Genomic DNA, 18,426 nt, shown 5'->3' with positions numbered 1-18,426 from the left:
AATGAACTTCCGCTGAATGGAAGTTCGGATCGGAGAATGCCTGTGCCGCTGTCCGTACCGTCCCTGTCGCGACGCGCCGCACGTCACCTGCGTACCTCGCTGTTCACCCAGGTCGCCTGCGCCCTGGTCCTCGGAGTCGTCGTCGGACGGCTGTGGCCCGACCTGGGCACCGCCGTCCAGCCGCTCGGCGACGGCTTCGTGAGGCTGATCAAGGCGGTCATCGCACCGCTGGTGTTCTGTGTGGTGGTCACCGGCATCGCCCACGCCGGAAATCTGCGCGCCTTCGGCCGCATCGGCCTCAAGGCCCTGATCTGGTTCGAGGTGGCCACCACCTTCGCCCTCGTCCTCGGGCTGCTCGCGGCCAACCTCGTCCAGCCCGGCGCGGGGATGAACGTGGATCCGTCGAAGCTGGACACCTCCTCCGTCGACGCGAGGACGGGCGGCGGAACCCTGCCGTCGACCAGCGAGTTCATCCTGCACGCCCTCCCGGAGAGCGCGGTGGGCGCCTTCGCCGAGAACTCCCTGCTCCAAGTCCTGGTGCTGGCCTGCCTGGTCGGCGCGGCCCTGCTCCACCTGGGCCTCACCAAGGTGCCCGCGATCCTGCCGGCCATCAACCAGGTCCAGGAGATCGTCTTCGCGATCGTCGGCTTCGTCATGCGGCTCGCGCCCCTCGCCGTCTTCGGCGCGACCGCCCACCTGGTCGGTGAGTACGGACTGGGCGTGATGTCGACCTACGGCAAGCTCATCGGTGTCTGCTATGCCGTCGCGCTGCTGTTCCTGCTGCTGCTCGCGGTGGCGCTCAAGGCGTTCACCGGGCTCAGCCTGTGGAAGTTCGTCCGCTACACCCGAGAGGAGATGCTGCTCGCGCTCGGCACCGCCTCCAGCGAGACCGTGATGCCGCGGATGATGCAGAAGCTGCGGCACGCGGGCTGCCGTGACGACGCCGTGGGCCTCGTCGTGCCCACCGGCTACTCCTTCAACCTCGACGGCGCCTCCATCTACCTCTCCATCGCGACCCTGTTCATAGCCCAGGCCGTGGGCGTCGACCTCACCCTCGGCCAGCAGGTGACCGTCGTACTGATGCTCATGCTCACCAGCAAGGGCATGGCGGGCGTACCGGGCTCGGCCTTCCTCGCCCTGTCCGCGACCGCCTCCGCGCTCGGGGTCATACCCGCCGGTGCCGTCGCCCTGCTGCTGGGCGTGGACCGCATCATGGACTCGATGCGGGTGGCCACCAACCTCCTCGGCAACTGCGTCGCCGCCTTCGCGGTCTCCCGCTGGGAGGGCGCGCTGGACACCACGCGCGCGAAGCAGGTGCTGAACGGCGAGGTCGTCTTCGTACCGGACCCGGACGACACGGCGGCGGCCCAGGAAGATGCCCCGGTCCAGGCCGAGTTCGCCGGTCCGGCGGGCAAGCCGGAGCGTGGGCACCCGGTCGGCGCGGACTGAGCGAGCCGGTCGGGCGGCTGACCGGGTGAGCCCGGGGGAGCCGAGGGGACGGTCCGCGTCATGATCCTGGCCCCGGTCTTGCTCCTGATCCTGATCCCGACCCCGATCCTGGCCCTGGTCCCGATGCTGGTCCTGGTCCTGGTCCTGGTCCTGGTCGGAACGGTGGCCGAGGCGCGCGCACCGGGTGGAGGGCGGGAGGCACCCGCCCTCCATCTCGGCTCAGCGGCGGCGGCGCAGTACCACGGTGTGCCCGGGCTCGACCCGTACCCGCTTGCCGGTGCCCACCCGGGCGCCGGTGACGAGGTCGTCGGAGGGGCCGAAGTCCTTGGTGGCGAGCGTGTAGGTGCGGTCGGTGGTGGTGTTCATGCCGATCAGGTACGGGCCGTACTGACACCGGTAGAAGGAGGCCCGCCCGGCGAACGGGCTCTCCGTGCCCGCCGGGATCTGCGGCACGTCGTCCGGAGCCTTGGCCAGCGGCAGCACCTGGCCGGCGAAGGCCTGGTGCAGGGTGTCGCCGGGCGGTGCGAACCCGCCGTCGGGGATGACGAGGTCGCCGACGCCGAACTCGAAGTTGACCCAGTCGGGTTCGGCGAAGGACCGCCCGTCGGGGACGTAGTCCACGTCCTGCCAGACCGTCGCGGACCGCTCGACGCCCTCGGCCGTGAGGTGGTGGACGCGCGCGAGCCGGTTGATCCCCCAGCGGGCCCGCCAGTACAGGGAGGCGTAGAGGATCTCGTCGCCGTGCTTGACGGCGACCAGGCCGTTCTCCTCGTCGGAGAAGACGAAGTCGGGCGCCCCCGGCGTCATGGGGAGCCGTGTGGCACTCGCCGGGGCCTGACTGACGTACGCGTAGTCGTCGGCGGTGGACAGGAGGTTGAGGTTGGTGCGGGCGGAGGCGCCGAGGTCGTACGTCTCCTTGAGGACCTCGAAGACCTGGCCCTCGTCGAGGGACTGGCGGGCGTAGGCGGTGAGGTCGGGGTCCTTGAGCAGGGCGGCGAGGCGCATGGGGTGGCCGTCCCACTTGTCGCCCTCGTCGTAGGAGACCTTGCCGGGGTATTCCGCGTCCCGCCAGCCGGTCACGGCCTCGATGCGCATGGTGCGGAAGCCGTCGGCGTCCAGCGCGGGATGGTGGAAGATGCCGCGGACCTTGGTCATCTTCACCAGATGGGCGTGGAGTTCGTCGTCCTGGACGCCGCCGATGCCGGTCACCGCGTCGTGGACGAGGGAGAGCCAGTCCTGGAGTTCGCCGTAGTTGCCGGCGTAGCCCAGCTCCTTGGAGATGCCCTTCCTGGTGACCTGGTAGTAGGAGCCGCCCAGGGGCTCGGTCGGGGTGCCGTCCGCGTTCTCCGGGCCGAGCCAGGGGGTCAGGCCGAGGGACTGGTAGAGGTAGCCGCGGGCCTTGGTCTCGCCCCAGGCCCGGTCGGAGCCGAGCCAGGTCAGGCCACGGTCGGCGAGATAGAGGCCGAGGGCGCAGATGATGGCCTGGTTGGTGTACTGCGGGAAGTGCTGCCGCCAGTACTCGCGGCTGTCGAGGAGCAGTTTCGTCCAGGCGGCCCGGCGGATGACCGGCACGTAGGAGGAACCAGCGGGCGGAGTGAGGGTCAGGTCGTCGAACCAGGCGGTGCCCGCGCCCTCCAGCCGCAGATGGATCTCGATCTGCGTGGCCGTCGCGGGTGTGGTGAGCCGGGCGGTCACCTGCTCCCAGTCATGGGTGCCGGCGGAGGCGTAGAACTTGTTGTCCCCGCCGACGAGTCCGCCGCTCGCGTTGAAGAACAGGACGTCCAGATAGGCCTTGTTCGTGCCGACGCCGTCGGTCCTGATCCAGGCGCCGTAGGTGTAAGTGCCCTGGTCCACGGGGATCTTGGCCGAGGTCACCCAGCCGACCGTGCCGGAGGTCGGGATGGTCACCTTCGCGGAGGCGGTGCCGGTGCGGTGGACGCCGGTGTCCCGGGATGTGGTGCCGGAGCCCGCCCAGTTCGCGGAACGCCAGCCCGAAGTGCCGTACTCGAAGCCGGGGTTGGAGATCGCGCCGGGTGAGCCGATGACCGGCTCGTCGAGCAGGGGCGCCAACTCGTCGGCGAGCGCCAGCAGTACGAGCCCCGCCCGGCCGAGCCCCATCCACTGCTGACTGGAGTTGGTCATCACGGTGACGTCGGACAGGTACTTCCAGTAGATGGCGTCAAGGCTGCTGGTGATCTGCCCCGGCACCGCGCTGTTGCCGTACGCGGCGGTGCTGGGCATCGCGTAGGCGCGGGCCAGGAACTCCAGGTACCACAGGTCGAGTTGAGGGGAGGTGCGGGACGCCTCGGCGGCGGCCTGGGCGACGACCCGCGTGTTGATCGTGCCGACGATCTCGCTGCCGGGGGAGGTGCGGTAGACGGGTGCCGGGAGTGCGCCGGTGATGTCGACGGCGGTGGGCTCGAAGTACGGCTCGTCGTGGGTGTAGAGGCGGTAGACCGTGCGGCTCGGGCCGGTCATGTCCTTGTAGTAGTCGGCGGCCGACTGCGCGTAGCCCGCGATCCGGCCCATGGAACGGATCTCCAGGCTCACCTTCCGCTTGCCCGCGGTGAGTTCGGCGGGCAGGGCGAGCGTGTGGAAGTAGAAGCGCTCGGGCGTGCGCGCGTCCTCGGCGGGGATGTCGAGCGGGTCCACCGCGCCCAGGTGGTAGTGGCCCACCTGCTTGCCCTCCGCGAAGAGCTGCAGCCGGCCCAGCTCCTCACCGTGCTCCGAACCCCACAGCTTGATCGTCACGTACGTCGGCCCCGAGGGCCGGCAGACCAGGTCAGCCTTCAGCGTGCCGCCCCAGAAGCCCGCCGTCTGCGGCGGGTTGAGCACACGGGCCGCCTGACCGAGGCCGCCGGTCACGACGTCCGAGAGCGTCGCGGCGAGCCCGTGGGCGGTCTCGGAGGAGGTGTTCCCGAGGACCAGGGTGTCGAGGGCACACGCGGCCCCGGCTCCCGTGCTCCCGGCGGCATACGCGGGCGACCCGGCCTGCCACAGCCAGCCTGTGGCGGCGGTGCCGGCGGCCAGTTTGAGCAGGGTTCTCCGCTGGACGGGTTCGGACATGGTGGTACTTCCTTTCGGCTCTGCGGGGTGCCCCGGGCACGGCCCGTGGCGGTGAACGGCGTCTGCACCCGGGGAGGGGTGAGCGTGATGGGCGGCGCCGGGCTGGGGGAGCGAAGCCGCCGTGACTACTGGGAGGGGACCGGAGGGGAGGGCACCCGAACCTCCAGGAGGAGATCCGGGGATCGGGGGAGGGAGCCTGAACGTCAGGGAGGGGACCGGAGGAGAAAGGACCCGACCTGTCCGGGAGGAGATCGGGGGATCGGGGGAGGGAGCCTGAACGTCTGGGAGGAGACCGGAGGAGGAAGAACCCGAACTGCCCAGGAGGAGACCGGGGTACGGAGCCCGAACCGCCCGGGAGAAATCCGGTAGAGGTGGAGGGAGCCCGAACGACCACGAGCAGCCCGGGGAGAGTGCCTGAACCCGCCGCCGCCGCAGCAGCAGCCTGGGGAGATAGCCCGCCCCCTCCGCAGCAGCAGACCGGCGAGAGTGCCCGACCCCTCCCCACCAGCAGACCGGCGAGAGAGCCCAATCCCTCCCCACCAGCAGACCGGCGAAGAGAGCCCGACCCCTCCCCAGAAGGAGACAGAGGGAAAGCGCCCGAACCGCCCCCGGCAAGAGACCGCGGGACGGAACCCGACCCCTCCAAGACACCCGCACCCACGGACGGCGCGTGCGCCACGTACGGCCCCCACATCCACGTACGGCCCCCACATCCACGTACGGCCCCCACATCCACGTACGGCCCCGACATCCACGGACGTCCCCCACACCCACGGACGTCCCCCACACCCACGGACGTCCCCCACACCCACGGACGACCCGCACACCCCCGGACGACAAGTCACCCCGGAAACAACCGTCCGCCCCCGCTCAAGCCGAGTTGACCAAATCAGCCCGACGCACCGGATGCGCAAAAGGCGAACCGGAGTTCAACAACCTCAGCTCGTCGACGACGGTCCGCCCCAGCCGTTCCAGCTCGTTGCCGAGCGAACCGGCGATGTGCGGGGTCAGCAGGACGTTGGGCAGGCGGTACAGGGGCGAGTCGGCGGGCAGCGGCTCGGGCTCGGTGACGTCGAGGATCGCGTTGATCCGGCCGGCGACCAGTTCGGCGGTGAGGGCGTCGGGGTCGATCAGGGCACCGCGCGAGGTGTTGACGAGCGTGCTCCCGTCCGGCAGCAGGGCGAGGCGCGCGCGGTCGAGCATGCGGTACGTCTCCGGGGTCTCGGGGGCGTGCAGGCTCACGATGTCGCTGGTCCGCAGCAGCTCCTCCAGCGGCAGCGGCACGGCCCCGAGCGCACGTGCCGCCGCCTCGTCGACGTACGGATCATGGAGGGCGACCGAGAGGTCGAAGGGCCGGAGCAGTTCCAGGAGCCGGCGGCCGACCCGGGAGGCGCCGATGATCCCGACCCGGCGGCCCAGGTTGCCGATCGACGCGGTGTCCTGGGGCGCCGGGTACACATGGTCGCGACGGAAGCGTTCCCGCTGGCCGAAGGCGTCCTTCCCGGCCAGCAGGATCATGGCGAGGCTGTACTCGGCCACCGGGAGCGCGTTCGCCGCCACCGCGCTGGAGACGGCCAGGCCGCGCTCCCAGCAGGCCTCGCCGATCATGCTGCGTACGCTGCCGCCCGCGTGCAGGACGGCCCGCAGTCGGGGCGCGGCGGCGAGCACTCCGGCCCCGATGTGCGGTGCGCCCCAGCCCGTGATCAGGATCTCGGCCTCGGCCAGGACGGGTGCGAGCGCCGGATCGGCGAAGTCCCGCACGACGACCTCGGGGTCGATCCGGACGAGTTCCCCGAGTCGGCGCAGCTGCCGGGGCGGGAACAGCTCGGCGAGATGCACCGGGTTCATGGCGAACACGGCCAGGGGCGGTTGCTGGATGGGCATGGGTCTCCTGCGGGCGGACGCTGGGGAAGGGCACTGGCGAAGGGCGCTGAGCGAGTGCACTGGGGATGGAGTGCAGTAAACGTATTCCACGCTAGGCATGCGAGCTGCGGCCGGTCAATGACCGTGTGCGGCCTGAAATCTCCCCAACGGTCGAGATGTCGGACCTGTAGAGATCGAACGGCCGGGTCGCAGTTGGTTGAATGGCCAGGTCAAGGCAACAATTCGGTGATCTCCGAGTAAGCTCGCCGAAATATGGCGCTTCGGAAGTCTTGTGGCTTGGCCTGTTTTGGTTCTACGGTCCACAGCAAACGGTTACTACTCGACCGCGCCCGTCCCCCACGTCGTAGGCGCGCTCCTGTCCTTCGTGGAGGACCCATGACGACCCCCCGTGCGAGAACGGCCGCCGCCGCGGCAGCCGCCCTGTCGCTCTCCCTGCTCCTGTCCGCCTGCGGCGGCGGTGACGACTCCGAGTCGGCCGCCAAGGCGAGCAAGGGTGATGTGAAGCTGGAGTTCTGGAGCTGGACGGAGGGCATCGAGGCCCAGGTCGCGACCTGGAACAAGGCGCACCCCGAGACCCAGGTGACGTTCGTCAACGCGGCGGGCGACACCGTCTACCAGAAGCTGCGGGCCGCGGTGAACGCGGGCACCGCCCCGTGTCTGTCCAAGATGGACGGCATGAACCTGGCGAACTTCGCCGCCGACGGTCTGCTCACCGACATCACCAAGATCGCCGCCCCGTACAAGTCCCGCTACACCACGCCCGCGTGGAACGCGGTGAGCCCGGGCGGCAGCACGTACGGCATCCCCACCGGCTCCTCGCCGCTCTTCATGGCCTATCGCGCGGACCTGTTCGCGAAGTACGGCATCGAGGCTCCGAAGACCTGGGACGACCTGATCGCGGCGGGCAAGAAGGCCCAGTCGGAGAACAAGAAGGTCAAGATCTTCAACATGGCCGGTGAGGACCCGAGCACCCTGGTCGACCTGTCGTGGCAGGGCGGCGCGAGCTGGTACAAGCTCGACGGCGACCACTGGAAGATCGGCTTCACCTCGCCCGAGGCGCTGCAAGCCGGTGACGTCGTCCAGCAGCTGGTGGACGACGGTCTCGCGTCCGGCGCCTCCTACGCCGACCCGGGCGTCTTCAAGACCTGGGACCTCGGCACGACCATCGCGATGACCACGTCCACCTGGCAGCTGCCGATCTACGACACCAACTTCCCCAAGTCCAAGGGCGAGTGGCAGCTGGCCGACGCGCCCGTCTTCGACACGGCGAACCCGCGGACCTCCAGCAACTTCGACACCACGGCCGTCCTCAAGGGCTGCAAGTACCCCGACCGCGCCGCCGAGTTCGCCGCCTGGCTGTCCAGCGACAAGGGATCGCTGACCACGCTCACCGACCCCGCGTCCAAGTCGGGCCTCTTCCCGGCGGTCAAGGACGTCTCGCCCTACGTCGACAAGATCATCCCGAAGGACATGTTCAACGGGAAGTCCGACAGCGCCGAGGTGATCACGACGGCCGCCTCCCGGGTCGGCGACCAGTGGCAGTACGGGCCGGACTACGCGGCGATGTACTCCGAGATGCAGAAGCAGTGGGGCAAGGTCATGAAGGGCGAGACGAGCGTCAAGGCGATGCTCACCCACCTCCAGGACTGGACCCTCAAGGACCTGGAGAACAAGGGCGTCAAGGCGGTCGCCGGGAGCTGACCCGCCCCGCCCGCCGCCCGCAACGGCCCGACCACCAGAACCTGGAGACCCCCGTGTCCACCCTCACGCGACCGCCGCAGGTCGCCACCGACTCCCCCGGCCGGCGGACCTCCCCCCGCCGGACGGGGAGGCGAGGGGCCTACAAGGGTGTGCTGTTCACGCTCCCCTTCCTGCTCGGCTTCCTCGTCACCTACGTCCTGCCCATCGCGTACGCCTTCGGCCAGAGCCTGAGGGAGAAGAAGAGCAGCGGCATCGGCTTCGGCCCGACGAAGGTGGTGTACACGGGCTTCTCCAACTTCGCGTCGATCATGTCGGACGGCGCCTTCTGGTCGAGCATGCTGCGCACCCTGCTGTTCGGGACCGTGCAGATCGCGGTCATGCTCGGCATCTCGCTGCTGCTCGCACTGCTCCTGGACGGCGTCGCGGCCCGCGCGGTCCGCTTCTTCCGGGCGGGACTGCTCATCCCGTACGTCGTCCCGGGCGTCGTCTCGACCCTGATGTGGCTGTTCCTCTACAGCCCCACCGGCAGCCCGATCCTCGACCTGACGGACCGCGCGGGATGGCACGTCGAGTTCTTCGGCGGGCTCAACACCTATCTCTCGCTGGGCAATCTGCTCACCTGGCAGGGCATCGGCTTCAACATGATCCTGATCTCCGCCTCGCTGCAGGCACTCCCGCGCGAACTGTACGAGGCGGCCCGGCTGGACGGCGCGAAGGAGTGGCGGATCGCCTGGTCCGTCAAGGTGCCCAACATCACCGGCATCCTCATCCTGACCGGCATGTTCTCGCTGATCGGCCGGCTCCAGCTGTTCTCCGAGCCGCTGCTGCTGCGCAACATCGCGCCGGAGTCCATCAGCAGTGACTTCACGCCGATGATGGAGATCTTCGACCGGGCCTTCAAGACCGGTGACTACCAGTACGCCGCCGCCGAGTCGCTGGTGCTGGCCGTCGTCACCGGCATCCTCGCCTTCGTCTTCTACCGCGTCACGAACAGGAAGATGTCATGAGCGCCATCACCAAGGCGGCTGCCCCTTCCCGGGCCGCCCGGGGAGCCCGTGCCACCGAGGGCTCCGGCGCCTCCGGCGGGGGAGTGCGGCCCACCCGCCGGGCCATGGTCCTCACCACCGGCCTGCTGGTCGTCTTCCTCCTCTACTCTCTCGCCCCCACCTGGTTCCTGCTGGTGGCGTCCACCAAGAACCAGACCGACCTGTACTCCACCTTCGGCCTGTGGTTCTCCTCCAACCACCTGGCCGACAACATCCAGGGCATCTGGGACTACCACGACGGTGTCTTCCTGCGCTGGATCTGGAACTCCGTCCTCTACTCCACGGTCGGCGCGGCCGGTGCCACACTGATCTCGCTCGCCGCCGGGTACGGGCTCTCGAAGTTCGAGTTCCGGGGCCGGGGCGCGATGTTCGCGACCGTGGTCGGGGCCTCCCTCCTGCCGAGCACCCTGCTCGCCTTCCCGCTCTACCTCGTCTTCGCCGAGGCCGGCCTCACCAACACCATCTGGTCCGTACTGATCCCCTACTTCATCAACCCGTTCGGCGTGTACCTCGGCAAGGTCTACGCGGACAGCTCGGTACCGACCGAACTGATGGAGGCGGCCCGGCTGGACGGCGCGGGCGAGGTGCGCATCTTCTTCGCGGTCTCGCTGCGGCTGATGCGCACCGGCGGTATCACCATCTTCATGCTCGACTTCATCAACATCTGGAACAACTTCTTCCTGCCCCTGTTCATGCTGAACGGCGAACGCACCTTCCCCGTCACCCTGGGTCTGTTCTCCTGGGTGCAGCAGGCACAGCAGTCCCGCGACATGAACACGCTGGTCCTGACCGGGTCGCTGCTGTCGATCGTCCCGCTCGCGGTGTTCATGTTCGCGCTGCAGCGGTACTGGCGCAGTGGAATCCTCATGGGCAGCCTCAAGTGAGAGACGACGACACCGGTGATCAGCAACCCCGTCCTGCGCGGCTTCGAGCCCGACCCGGCGATCCTCCGCGTCGGCGACGACTTCTACCTGGCGACCTCGACCTTCGAGTGGTGTCCGGGCGTACGTGTCCACCACTCCCGTGACCTGGTCGACTGGCGCCCGCTGGGCGGGATCCTCGACTCCCGCCGCCTCCTGGACCTGACCGGCGTCCCCGACTCCGGAGGCATCTGGGCGCCGGGACTGTCGTACGCCGACGGGCTGTTCCACGTGGTCTTCACCGTCGTCGACACCTACGCGGAGGGCTGGAAGGACCTCCCCAACTACGTGACCACCGCGCCCTCGATCGACGGCCCGTGGACCGACCCGGTCTTCCTGCACGGCCGCGGCTTCGACGTGTCGCTCTTCCACGACGACGGCCGCAGCTGGCTGCTGAACATGCGGTACGACTGGCGCCCCGACCGCGAGAGCTTCGCCGGGATCGAGATCCAGGAGTACGACCGGGAGTCCCGGACCCTGCTGGGCAGTCCGCGCACCATCACTGTCGGTACCGCCGCCGGGGTCGCCGAGGGCCCGCACCTGTACAAGAGGGACGGCTGGTACTACCTCCTGCACGCCGAGGGCGGCACCGGCTACGAACACGGCGCCGCCGTCGCCCGCTCGCGCGAACTGCACGGACCGTACGAGCCCGCGCCGGGCGGCCCGCTGCTCACCTCCCGGCACGACCCGGCGCTGGAACTCCAGAAAGCCGGTCACTGCTCGCTCGTAGAGACGCAGACGGGGGAGTGGTACGCCGCTCACCTGACCGCCCGCCCGTACACCGAGCGCGGCCGGTGCGTGCTCGGCCGGGAGACCGCTCTGCAGCCGGTGTCCTGGACCGAGGACGGCTGGCCGCGGATCGAGGGCGCGGTCCCCGCGGTGACCGTCCCCGCCCCCGGTCTGCCGAGCGCCCCGGCGGCGCCGGAGCCCGCAACCGACCGTTTCGACACGCTCGGCCCGCAGTGGTCGACGCTGCGCCGCCCGCCCACCCCCGACTGGGTGGAACCCGCGCCCGGACGGCTGCGGATCCATGGCGGCCAGTCGCCCGTCGGCCGGCGCAGGCCCAGCCTCGTCGCCCGGCGGGTCACCGAACGGCGCTGCTCCTTCGAGACCATGGTCGCCTTCGAGCCCCGCAGCCCCGACCACCTGGCGGGGCTGACCGCGTACTACAACACCCGCAACTGGCACTACCTGTGTCTGACGGCCGAGGACGACGGCGGCCTCCTGCTCACCGCGCTCAGCTGCGACGCCGGAGCCCTGACCGCGCACCCCGTCCGCGTACCGCTCGAAGGAGGACGCCCGGTCGTGCTCCGCGCCGAACTCGACGGCCCCGACCTGCGGTTCTCCTACGCCCTCGGGGACGGGAATCCGCAGGTCCTGCCGCTGGACCTCGACGCCACGATCCTCTCGGACGAACACGCCGACGAATTCCACGACGGGCAGCTGCGGGTCCTCGGCTTCACCGGTGCCATGTTCGGACTGTGGGTGCAGGACCTCGACGGCGCCGGCGCGCACGCCGACTTCGCGTACGCCACCTACCGGACGGGCCCGCTGTGACGACGACACCCGTACGCCTCTTCCACACGAGCCTCGGCGCGGACCGCTCCCCGGCGCTGCTCCTCGTGCACGGCTGGGGCGGCGACGGCCGCGAATGGTCCCCGCACGCGGAGGCCCTCGCCGACCGGTTCCGGGTGGTCGTCCCCGACCTGCGGGGCCACGGGCGCTCCCCGGTACCGGACACCGGCAACACCCCGGTGGCGATGGCCGACGACCTCGCCGCCCTGGTCACGGCCCTCGGCGTCGGCCCGGTCGTCGCCGTCGGACACTCGATGGGCGCCCAGGTCGTCAACCTGCTGGCCGTACGGCACCCGGCGGCCGTCCGGTCCGTCGTCGCCCTCGACCCGGCCCACGGCGCGTACGGCGCCGAGGTCGACGGCATCCCGGCCCGGCTCGCCGAGTACCGCAGGCACGGCGCCCGCGCGGCGGCCGACTTCGTCGCGGGCGCCTTCTCCCCGAACGCCCCGCCCGGCCTGCGCACCGCCCACATCCGCACGATGCTCGGCACCCCCGGCCACGTCATCGCCCAGTCGTACGCGGGCATGTACACCGACCCCGGCGCCATCGGCGTACGCCCGCACACCGAGACCCACCTGCGCCGGCGCACCCAGCCCGCGCTCACCGTATGGACCTCGGCGGAGGCGGCCCACTGGGAACGCGGCACCCTGCACGTGCCCGGCTCGCGCGTCGACCACTGGGCGGACACGGGGCATTACGTGCACGAGGAGCGGGTGGAGCGGACCATCGAGCTGCTGGGGGACTGGGCGGCAGCCGGTGGCACCGGCGGACCTGGCGGGTGAGCGGGGAACGCTCCTCCTGTGCGACCGGCTCAGCCTTCCGGGGCGTCCATCCGCTGCCGTAGCGCGGTGGCCTCGGCGGCGCCCAGGGCGTCGTAGATCTCCAGGGCCTCGCGGAAGTACGGCGCCGGGTCCGCACCGTCGCCCTGTGCCTCGGCGGCGCGGCCCAGCAGTTCCAGGGCCCTTGCCCGGCCCCTGCGGTGACCGGTGGCCCGGTGGAGTTCCAGGGCCTGGTGGGCGTGGGCGGCGGCGGTGGCCGGTTCGCCGTGGTCGAGGGCCGCGCGGGACAGGACGGTCAGCGCCTCGCCCTCCACCAGGACGTATTCCGAGTCGCGGGCGATGGCCAGGGCCGAGGCGGCCCGGTCGCGGTCCGCCGGGACGGCCAGGGACGCGAGGCCCAGGAGAGCGCGCGCCTCCTGGTCGTGCGCGCCGCGCTCGCGGGCCAGCTTCAGCGCCTCCCGGTACGCCTCGGCCGCCGCGCCCTGGCTGCCGAGGGCCAGCAGGATGCCGCCGAGGGTGATCCGGGCGGCGGCGCGGAAGTACTCGTCGACGTCCTCGTCGCTGAGTTCGGCGGCGGTGCGGGCCAGTTCGAGGGCTCCGGCGAGGTCCCCGGCGTCGCGGCGGGCGGACGCCTGGAGCCGCAGGACGTAGGCCTCGCCGCCCCGGTCGGCGCTCCTGCGGGCCATCTTCAGGGCCGACCCGAGGCGGCGGGCCGCCCGCGCCGGATCGCCGAGCAGGTGCAGGACGCAGCCGATGTTGGCCTCGCGGTGGATCCTGCTGTGCTCGGAGTCCAGCTCCGCGGGCAGCCGCTCCGCCCGCAGCAGGCACTCCAGCGACTCGGAGAGGCGGCCCAGGTCGCGCAGGACGTGCCCGAGGTTGTCGAGGACGACCGGGTGCTCCCCCGAAAGACCGCTGCGCCGGTCGAGTTCCGTGGCCGCCGCCAGGTGCTCGGCGCTGCGCCGCAGCCGGCCGCTGAGCCGGGCGACCGCGCTGAGGTTGGTGTGCGCGGCGGCGGCGCCCTCGTGCCAGCCGCCGACCTCGGCGAGGGCGAGGAACCGTTCGAGGTGGGCGGTCGCGGAGTCGGTACGCCCCTGCTGGAGGTGGGCCTGGCCGATCATGTTGTGCGCGGCGGCCTGGGCGAGCGGCTCGTCCGCCGCGCGGGCGGCGGCCAGCGCGGCCTCGTAGGCGGCCGTCCAGTCGATGGCGTGCTTGCGCGTCCACGCGTAGCCGCGCAGGGCGTCGGCCAGCCACCAGCAGGCCGGGTCGCCGTCGGCGGCGGCCCGGTGGACGGCCGCGGCCACGTTGGTCAGTTCACCGTCCAGCCAGCGCATCGCCGACGCCGCGTCGGTGATCTCCGCCGACGGGGTGCCGGCCCCGGCCCGCTCCCCGGCACCGGGCAGGCGCTGGTTGCCGGGGTAGAGGAGCCGCGCGCAGCGGTCCACCGTGGCCAGCAGCCAGGCGTACAGGGCGGTGGCGGCGGCCCGGCGGCCGGTGTCGGTCTCCTCCAGAGCCAGCCGTTCTCCCGCGTAGAGCGCGAGCAGGTCGTGGAAGCGGTAGCGCCCTGGCCGGTGTTCGCGCAGCAGATGCGCGGCGGTGAGCCGGTCCAGGGTCCGGGCGGTCTCCTGGCGGCCGAGGCCCGCGACGGCCGCGGCGGCGTCCAGGCCGGTCTCCGGTCCCGGGATCAGCGCCAGCAGCCGGAACATCCGGCGGGCCTCGGTGTCCAGGGCGTGGTACGACAGGCCGAAGGCGGACCGGACGGCGGTGCTCGGGTCGCCGGTGACGGACAGGGCGGTCAGCCGGTCGCCCTCGCGCAGTCCGTCGGCCTGCTCGCGCAGGGTGTGCCGGGGCGCGTGGCCGAGGTTGGCGGCGGCGATCCGCAGGGCGAGCGGGAGATGGCCGCAGGCCCGTGCGAGGTCGGCGGCGGCCTCCGGGTCCGCGTCGACGCGGGACGCGCCGAGGGTCCGTACCAGCAGGAGCCGTGACTCGTCCGGGGTGAGGGTGTCGACGCCGATGCGGTGGGCGCCGTCGCGGGCGGCGAGCCCGGCGAGTCGGTCACGGCTGGTGACCAGCACCGCGCAGCCCGGCCCGCCGGGCAGCAGCGGGCGGAGCTGCTCGGCGTCGGCGGCGTTGTCCAGGACGACCAGGATGCGCCGCCCTGCGGTCAGGGTGCGGTACCGGTCGGCGGCGGCCTCGGGCGTGCCGGGTATCCGCTCGGCGGGGGTGCCCAGCGCCAGCAGGAACCTGACCAGCGCCTCCTCGGGGCGTACCGGCACCTGCGGCGAGTGGCCGCGCAGGTCCACGAAGAGCTGCCCGTCCGGGAACCGGTCCCGCACCCGGTGCGCCCAGTGCACCGCCAGCGCGGTCTTGCCCGCCCCGGCCGGCCCGGTCAGCGCACAGACCACACCGCCCCGGCCGCCCACCGCCCCGGTATCGGCGAACAGGCCGTCGAGACGGGCCAGTTCGTCGGGACGACCGGTGAAGAAAGGGGCGTCGTACGGCAGCAGCGCGGGCGGCCGGTACGACTCCACAGGCGCCGGCGAGAGGGCCGGACGGGCGGTTTCCCCGCGTACGACGCGCAGGTGGGCGTCTGTCAGCTCCGGCCCGGGGAACACCCCGAGCTGCTCGTCGAGCCGGTCCCGGAGCCCGGCGTACAGCTGCAGGGCCGCCGCCTGCTGCCCCGACGCGGCGAGGGCCAGCATGAGCCGGGCATGGACACCCTCGTGCAGTTGCTCGGTGTCGGCGACTTTCTGCAGCTCCTGTACGGCGTCCTGGGGCCGGCCCAGCGCGAGCGCGCCGTCCGCGTAGGCCTGGAGCACCGACAGCCGGAGCCGGTTCAGGGCGGTGGCCGAGGGGTGCTCGCGCACCGAGGACGGCGACCCGTGGAGGACGGGGCCGCGCCACAGCCCCAGCGCCGCCCCGGCGACGCCGTACGCCTCGCCGGGGTCACCGGACGGCGTCGGCAGACAGCCCGTGGGCGAGACCCGGGCGGCCAGCGCGGCGAACCTCGCCACGTCCGACTGCTCCTCCGCAAGCGCCAGCAGATAGCCGTCCCGGGTCCGGCGCAGCGGCCCGGCCGGGGGAGTCTGCGGACCGGCCGAGGCGGTGAGCAGGGAGCGCAGCCGGGTCACGTACGTGTGCACCTGCTGGAGGCAGCTCGCGGGTGGGGCGCCGTCCCACAGGACGTCCACGATCTCGTCCCGGGACACGGGCGTGCCGGGGTGCAGGCCGAGCAGCGCGAGCAGCCGGCTCTGCTTCGAGGGACCGGACTCCACGGCCCGCCCGGCGACCCGGAGCACCAGCGGCCCCAGCAACTCCAGTGCGAGCGGCCCGGGTTCGGGCTCCGGCTGCGCCCCCAGCGCGGCGACGAGCCTGAGCACCGGACGGCTGTGCGGCGACCGCACCCGGCCGTGCTCGATCTCGCGGATACTGCGCGTGCTCACCTCGGCCAGCTCCGCCAACTCGGCCTGGCTCAGCCCCAGCCGCTTGCGCCGACCGCGGAGCCACGCCCCCAGCTCCTCAGGCGTGCGCTCCAACGTCTGCCATCCCGTACCTGCCCGCCCAGTGCCACCGACCAGCGCCGATCGAGGGTTCCCCGTCGGCGCGTGGTCGACGGTATCCCGCCGCTCGGACGCCGGGGAGACACTTCTCGGTCAACGATCTCCGGTCAGCGACCGAAGCCTCGCGGCCCGTCTCAGGCGGGGACGCCCACGCGTTTGCGTTCCGCCTCGGCGAGGCGGGTCGAGCGGGTCCGGGTGCCGAAGACGGCCAGGACGATCGCGCCGACCAGCCAGGTGCCGGCGATGAAGTAGAAGACGCTCTGGTAGCCGTGGCCGTTGTACAGCGCCGCGACGATCAGCGGACCGGCGGCGTTCGACAGGCGGCCCAGGCCGTAGGAGACGCTCGTGCCCAGGGAGCGGCTGCGGGTGTCGAACAGCTCGGGGGAGTAGGCGTAGGCGAGGGCCGTGTAGCCGCGCTCGAAGAGGTTCACCAGGAAGCCGAACACGATGATGAGGACCGGGTTGAAGGTGAGCCCGTACAGCAGGCCGCAGCCCGCGATCACCGTGCCGAACGCGACCAGGCACCACTTGCGTTCGAACCGGTCGGTGACCAGGGACGCCAGATAGCAGCCGAGCGGTGCGCCGACCGTGGTCAGGGCGACGTAGAAGACGGACTTCTCGACGCTGAAGCCCTCCTTGGCCAGCAGCGTGGGTGCCCAGCTGGAGTAGCCGAAGAAGCCGATGGTCTGCGTCATCCACAGCACCGTGAGGAGCAGGGTCGGGTACAGGTACTTCTTCTGGAGGAGCAGGCGCAGCGGCGCCTTCGCCGACGGGGTCTCGGGGACCGGGGGCGCGGGCTCGGGGAGGGCGCCGTGCTCGGCGGCGACGCTCGCCTCGATCTCCCGCAACACCGCGTCCGCCTGGGCGTGATCGCCCCTGCTCTCCAGCCAGCGCGGGGACTCCTTGAGGTGCCGGGTGAACAGGACGAGCAGGATGCCGAGTGAGCCCCAGACGTAGACCAGCCGCCACGACCAGTCGTTGAGCGGGACGACCGCGCTGGCGATGAGGTTGGTGACGGGCGTGCCGCAGATGCCGATGACGATGGCGTACGCCTGGAACTTGCCGCGGATCGCCGACGGGTACATCTCGTTGATGTAGACGACGCCCACCACGGTCATCGCCGAGAGGCCCGCCGAGGTCAGGACGCGGAACACCCCGAGGGACACGAGGTCCCAGGAGAACGCCGCCGCGAAGGAGAAGACGCCGAAGAACATCGTCGTCCAGAGCAGGGCCCGCTTGCGTCCCCACCGGTCGGAGATCGACCCGGCGACGATCGCCCCGATGAACATGCCGACGAACGAGAGCGAGGTGACGTAGGCGATCTGGTCGACCGTGATGCCCCACAGCTTGATCAGTTTCGGGGCGGTGGTGGCGAAGCTGTTGATGTCCGCGAACTCGAAGAAGTAGGCGAACGCGACGGCGAGCAGGGTGACTTTGTGGAACCGGGAGACCGGGAGCCGGTCGAGCCGGTTCAGCGCGTTGGCGTGAGCCGTGCCGGAGGTCGTCGGGTCGGAGGTTGTCATGTCAGAAGTCCTCGCCGGGCCAGTACAGGCCCATCGGATTGGCGACCAGGAGCTTGTGCCGCTGCTCGTCGGTGACCGCGATGTGCGCCACGTGATCGACGAGGAGGCCGTCGTCCGGCATGTGGGCGGTCAGGTTGGGGTGGGGCCAGTCGGTGCCCCACAGGACCCGGTCGGGGAACTCCTCGACGACGCGGCGGGCGAAGGGGACGACGTCGGTGTAGGCGTGCCGTTCGCCGTTCAGGGCCGGTGGCCCGCTCACGCTGAGGCGCTCGGGGCAACTCACCTTCACCCAGACGTCGTTGGCGTCGACGAAGCGCAGGAAACGGGTGAACTCGGGCCCGTCCACGGGCTGGGTGACGTCCGGTCGGCCCATGTGGTCCACGACCAGGGGAGTGGGCAACTCCGCGAAGAAGTCCTCCAGTTCGGGCAGGTCGGCGCTCTCGAAGTAGAGGACGATGTGCCAGCCCAGCGGGGCGACCTTCCGCGCGATCGTGCGCAGGTCGTCCTCGGGCGACGTGTCGACCAGCCGCCGTACGAAGTTGAACCGCACCCCGCGTACACCCGCCGCGTCGAGTTCGAGCAACTCGGCCGCGCCGATGTCCGGGCGGACGGTCGCGATACCGCGCGCCCTGCCGTCGGCCGCCCGGACGGCGTCGACCATGGCGCTGTTGTCCGCGCCGTGGCAGGTGGCCTGCACGATGACGTTGCGGGCGATGCCCAAGTGGTCGCGGAGGGCGAACAGTTCGTCCTTGCCGCCGTCGCAGGGCGTGTACTTCCGCTCCGGCGCGAAGGGGAACTCGGCCTGCGGGCCGAAGACATGGCAGTGCGTGTCGACGGTCCCGGGCGGGAGTCGGAGGGTGGGCTCGGACGGGTTCGCGTACCAGTCCAGCCAGTTGGGGCTCTTCGGGGAGAGGGCGCTCATGCGG

Annotated in this window: 11 protein-coding genes; 6 read left to right on the top strand and 5 right to left on the bottom strand. The window is 71.4% G+C overall.

The window, feature by feature from the left end; translation table 11 throughout:
• Positions 1 to 42 precede the first annotated feature (42 nt).
• Positions 43 to 1,449, top strand: a complete 1,407-nt coding sequence (locus tag CW359_RS10270; RefSeq protein ID WP_198655171.1) for a cation:dicarboxylate symporter family transporter — start codon at positions 43 to 45, stop codon at positions 1,447 to 1,449.
• Positions 1,450 to 1,668: 219 nt separating this feature from the next.
• On the opposite strand, the gene CW359_RS10265 is transcribed toward CW359_RS10270, so the two are convergent.
• Both CW359_RS10265 and CW359_RS10260 read right to left on the bottom strand, forming a co-directional pair.
• Complete coding sequence (locus tag CW359_RS10265; protein WP_105969502.1) at positions 1,669 to 4,515, bottom strand: carbohydrate binding domain-containing protein; 2,847 nt, start codon at positions 4,513 to 4,515, stop codon at positions 1,669 to 1,671.
• Positions 4,516 to 5,385: 870 nt separating this feature from the next.
• Complete coding sequence (locus CW359_RS10260) at positions 5,386 to 6,399, bottom strand: hydroxyacid dehydrogenase (RefSeq protein ID WP_105969501.1); 1,014 nt, start codon at positions 6,397 to 6,399, stop codon at positions 5,386 to 5,388.
• Between the two features lie 375 nt (positions 6,400 to 6,774).
• Here CW359_RS10260 and CW359_RS10255 point away from each other — a divergent pair, with 375 nt between their 5' ends.
• The 5 genes from CW359_RS10255 to CW359_RS10235 are packed head-to-tail and all read left to right on the top strand — an operon-like array spanning position 6,775 to position 12,423.
• Positions 6,775 to 8,100, top strand: coding sequence for an ABC transporter substrate-binding protein (locus CW359_RS10255; protein WP_105969500.1), 1,326 nt, complete (start codon positions 6,775 to 6,777; stop codon positions 8,098 to 8,100).
• Positions 8,101 to 8,153: 53 nt separating this feature from the next.
• Positions 8,154 to 9,107: a carbohydrate ABC transporter permease gene (locus CW359_RS10250; RefSeq protein ID WP_105969499.1), complete on the top strand. Its 954-nt coding sequence runs from the start codon at positions 8,154 to 8,156 to the stop codon at positions 9,105 to 9,107.
• Complete coding sequence (locus tag CW359_RS10245) at positions 9,104 to 10,030, top strand: carbohydrate ABC transporter permease (protein ID WP_198655163.1); 927 nt, start codon at positions 9,104 to 9,106, stop codon at positions 10,028 to 10,030. Before CW359_RS10250 ends, CW359_RS10245 begins: the two co-directional genes overlap by 4 nt.
• 15 nt (positions 10,031 to 10,045) lie before the next feature.
• Positions 10,046 to 11,623, top strand: coding sequence for a glycoside hydrolase family 43 protein (locus tag CW359_RS10240; protein WP_105969498.1), 1,578 nt, complete (start codon positions 10,046 to 10,048; stop codon positions 11,621 to 11,623).
• A complete protein-coding gene (locus CW359_RS10235) occupies positions 11,620 to 12,423 on the top strand; it encodes an alpha/beta fold hydrolase (protein ID WP_105969497.1) in 804 nt (267 codons plus the stop codon). Before CW359_RS10240 ends, CW359_RS10235 begins: the two co-directional genes overlap by 4 nt.
• A 29-nt stretch (positions 12,424 to 12,452) precedes the next feature.
• Here CW359_RS10235 and CW359_RS10230 read toward each other — a convergent pair whose 3' ends face one another.
• From CW359_RS10230 to CW359_RS10220, 3 genes are all read right to left on the bottom strand, one after another.
• The gene (locus CW359_RS10230) at positions 12,453 to 15,953 is read right to left on the bottom strand and encodes a BTAD domain-containing putative transcriptional regulator (protein ID WP_232838338.1); all 3,501 of its coding nucleotides are present in this window, start codon (positions 15,951 to 15,953) and stop codon (positions 12,453 to 12,455) included.
• Between the two features lie 158 nt (positions 15,954 to 16,111).
• On the bottom strand, positions 16,112 to 17,500 hold the full coding sequence (locus CW359_RS10225) for an MFS transporter (protein ID WP_105969496.1): 1,389 nt from the start codon (positions 17,498 to 17,500) through the stop codon (positions 16,112 to 16,114).
• Between the two features lies 1 nt (position 17,501).
• Complete coding sequence (locus CW359_RS10220; RefSeq protein ID WP_105969608.1) at positions 17,502 to 18,422, bottom strand: amidohydrolase family protein; 921 nt, start codon at positions 18,420 to 18,422, stop codon at positions 17,502 to 17,504.
• Between the last annotated feature and the right edge of the window lie 4 nt (positions 18,423 to 18,426).

This window comes from Streptomyces geranii (assembly GCF_002954775.1).
Lineage (GTDB): Bacteria > Actinomycetota > Actinomycetes > Streptomycetales > Streptomycetaceae > Streptomyces > Streptomyces geranii.
The sequence above is the reverse complement of the archived record's forward strand: the minus strand, read 5'-3'. Positions and strand labels throughout refer to the sequence as shown.

What these genes read in the sequence shown, in the direction of transcription:
- CW359_RS10255 (WP_105969500.1), top strand. Translation starts at nt 6,775, where the DNA reads ATGACGACCCCCCGTGCGAGAACGGCCGCCGCCGCGGCAGCCGCCCTG.
- CW359_RS10260 (WP_105969501.1), bottom strand. Translation starts at nt 6,399, where the DNA reads ATGCCCATCCAGCAACCGCCCCTGGCCGTGTTCGCCATGAACCCGGTG.
- CW359_RS10265 (WP_105969502.1), bottom strand. Translation starts at nt 4,515, where the DNA reads ATGTCCGAACCCGTCCAGCGGAGAACCCTGCTCAAACTGGCCGCCGGC.
- CW359_RS10225 (WP_105969496.1), bottom strand. Translation starts at nt 17,500, where the DNA reads ATGACAACCTCCGACCCGACGACCTCCGGCACGGCTCACGCCAACGCG.
- CW359_RS10220 (WP_105969608.1), bottom strand. Translation starts at nt 18,422, where the DNA reads ATGAGCGCCCTCTCCCCGAAGAGCCCCAACTGGCTGGACTGGTACGCG.
- CW359_RS10245 (WP_198655163.1), top strand. Translation starts at nt 9,104, where the DNA reads ATGAGCGCCATCACCAAGGCGGCTGCCCCTTCCCGGGCCGCCCGGGGA.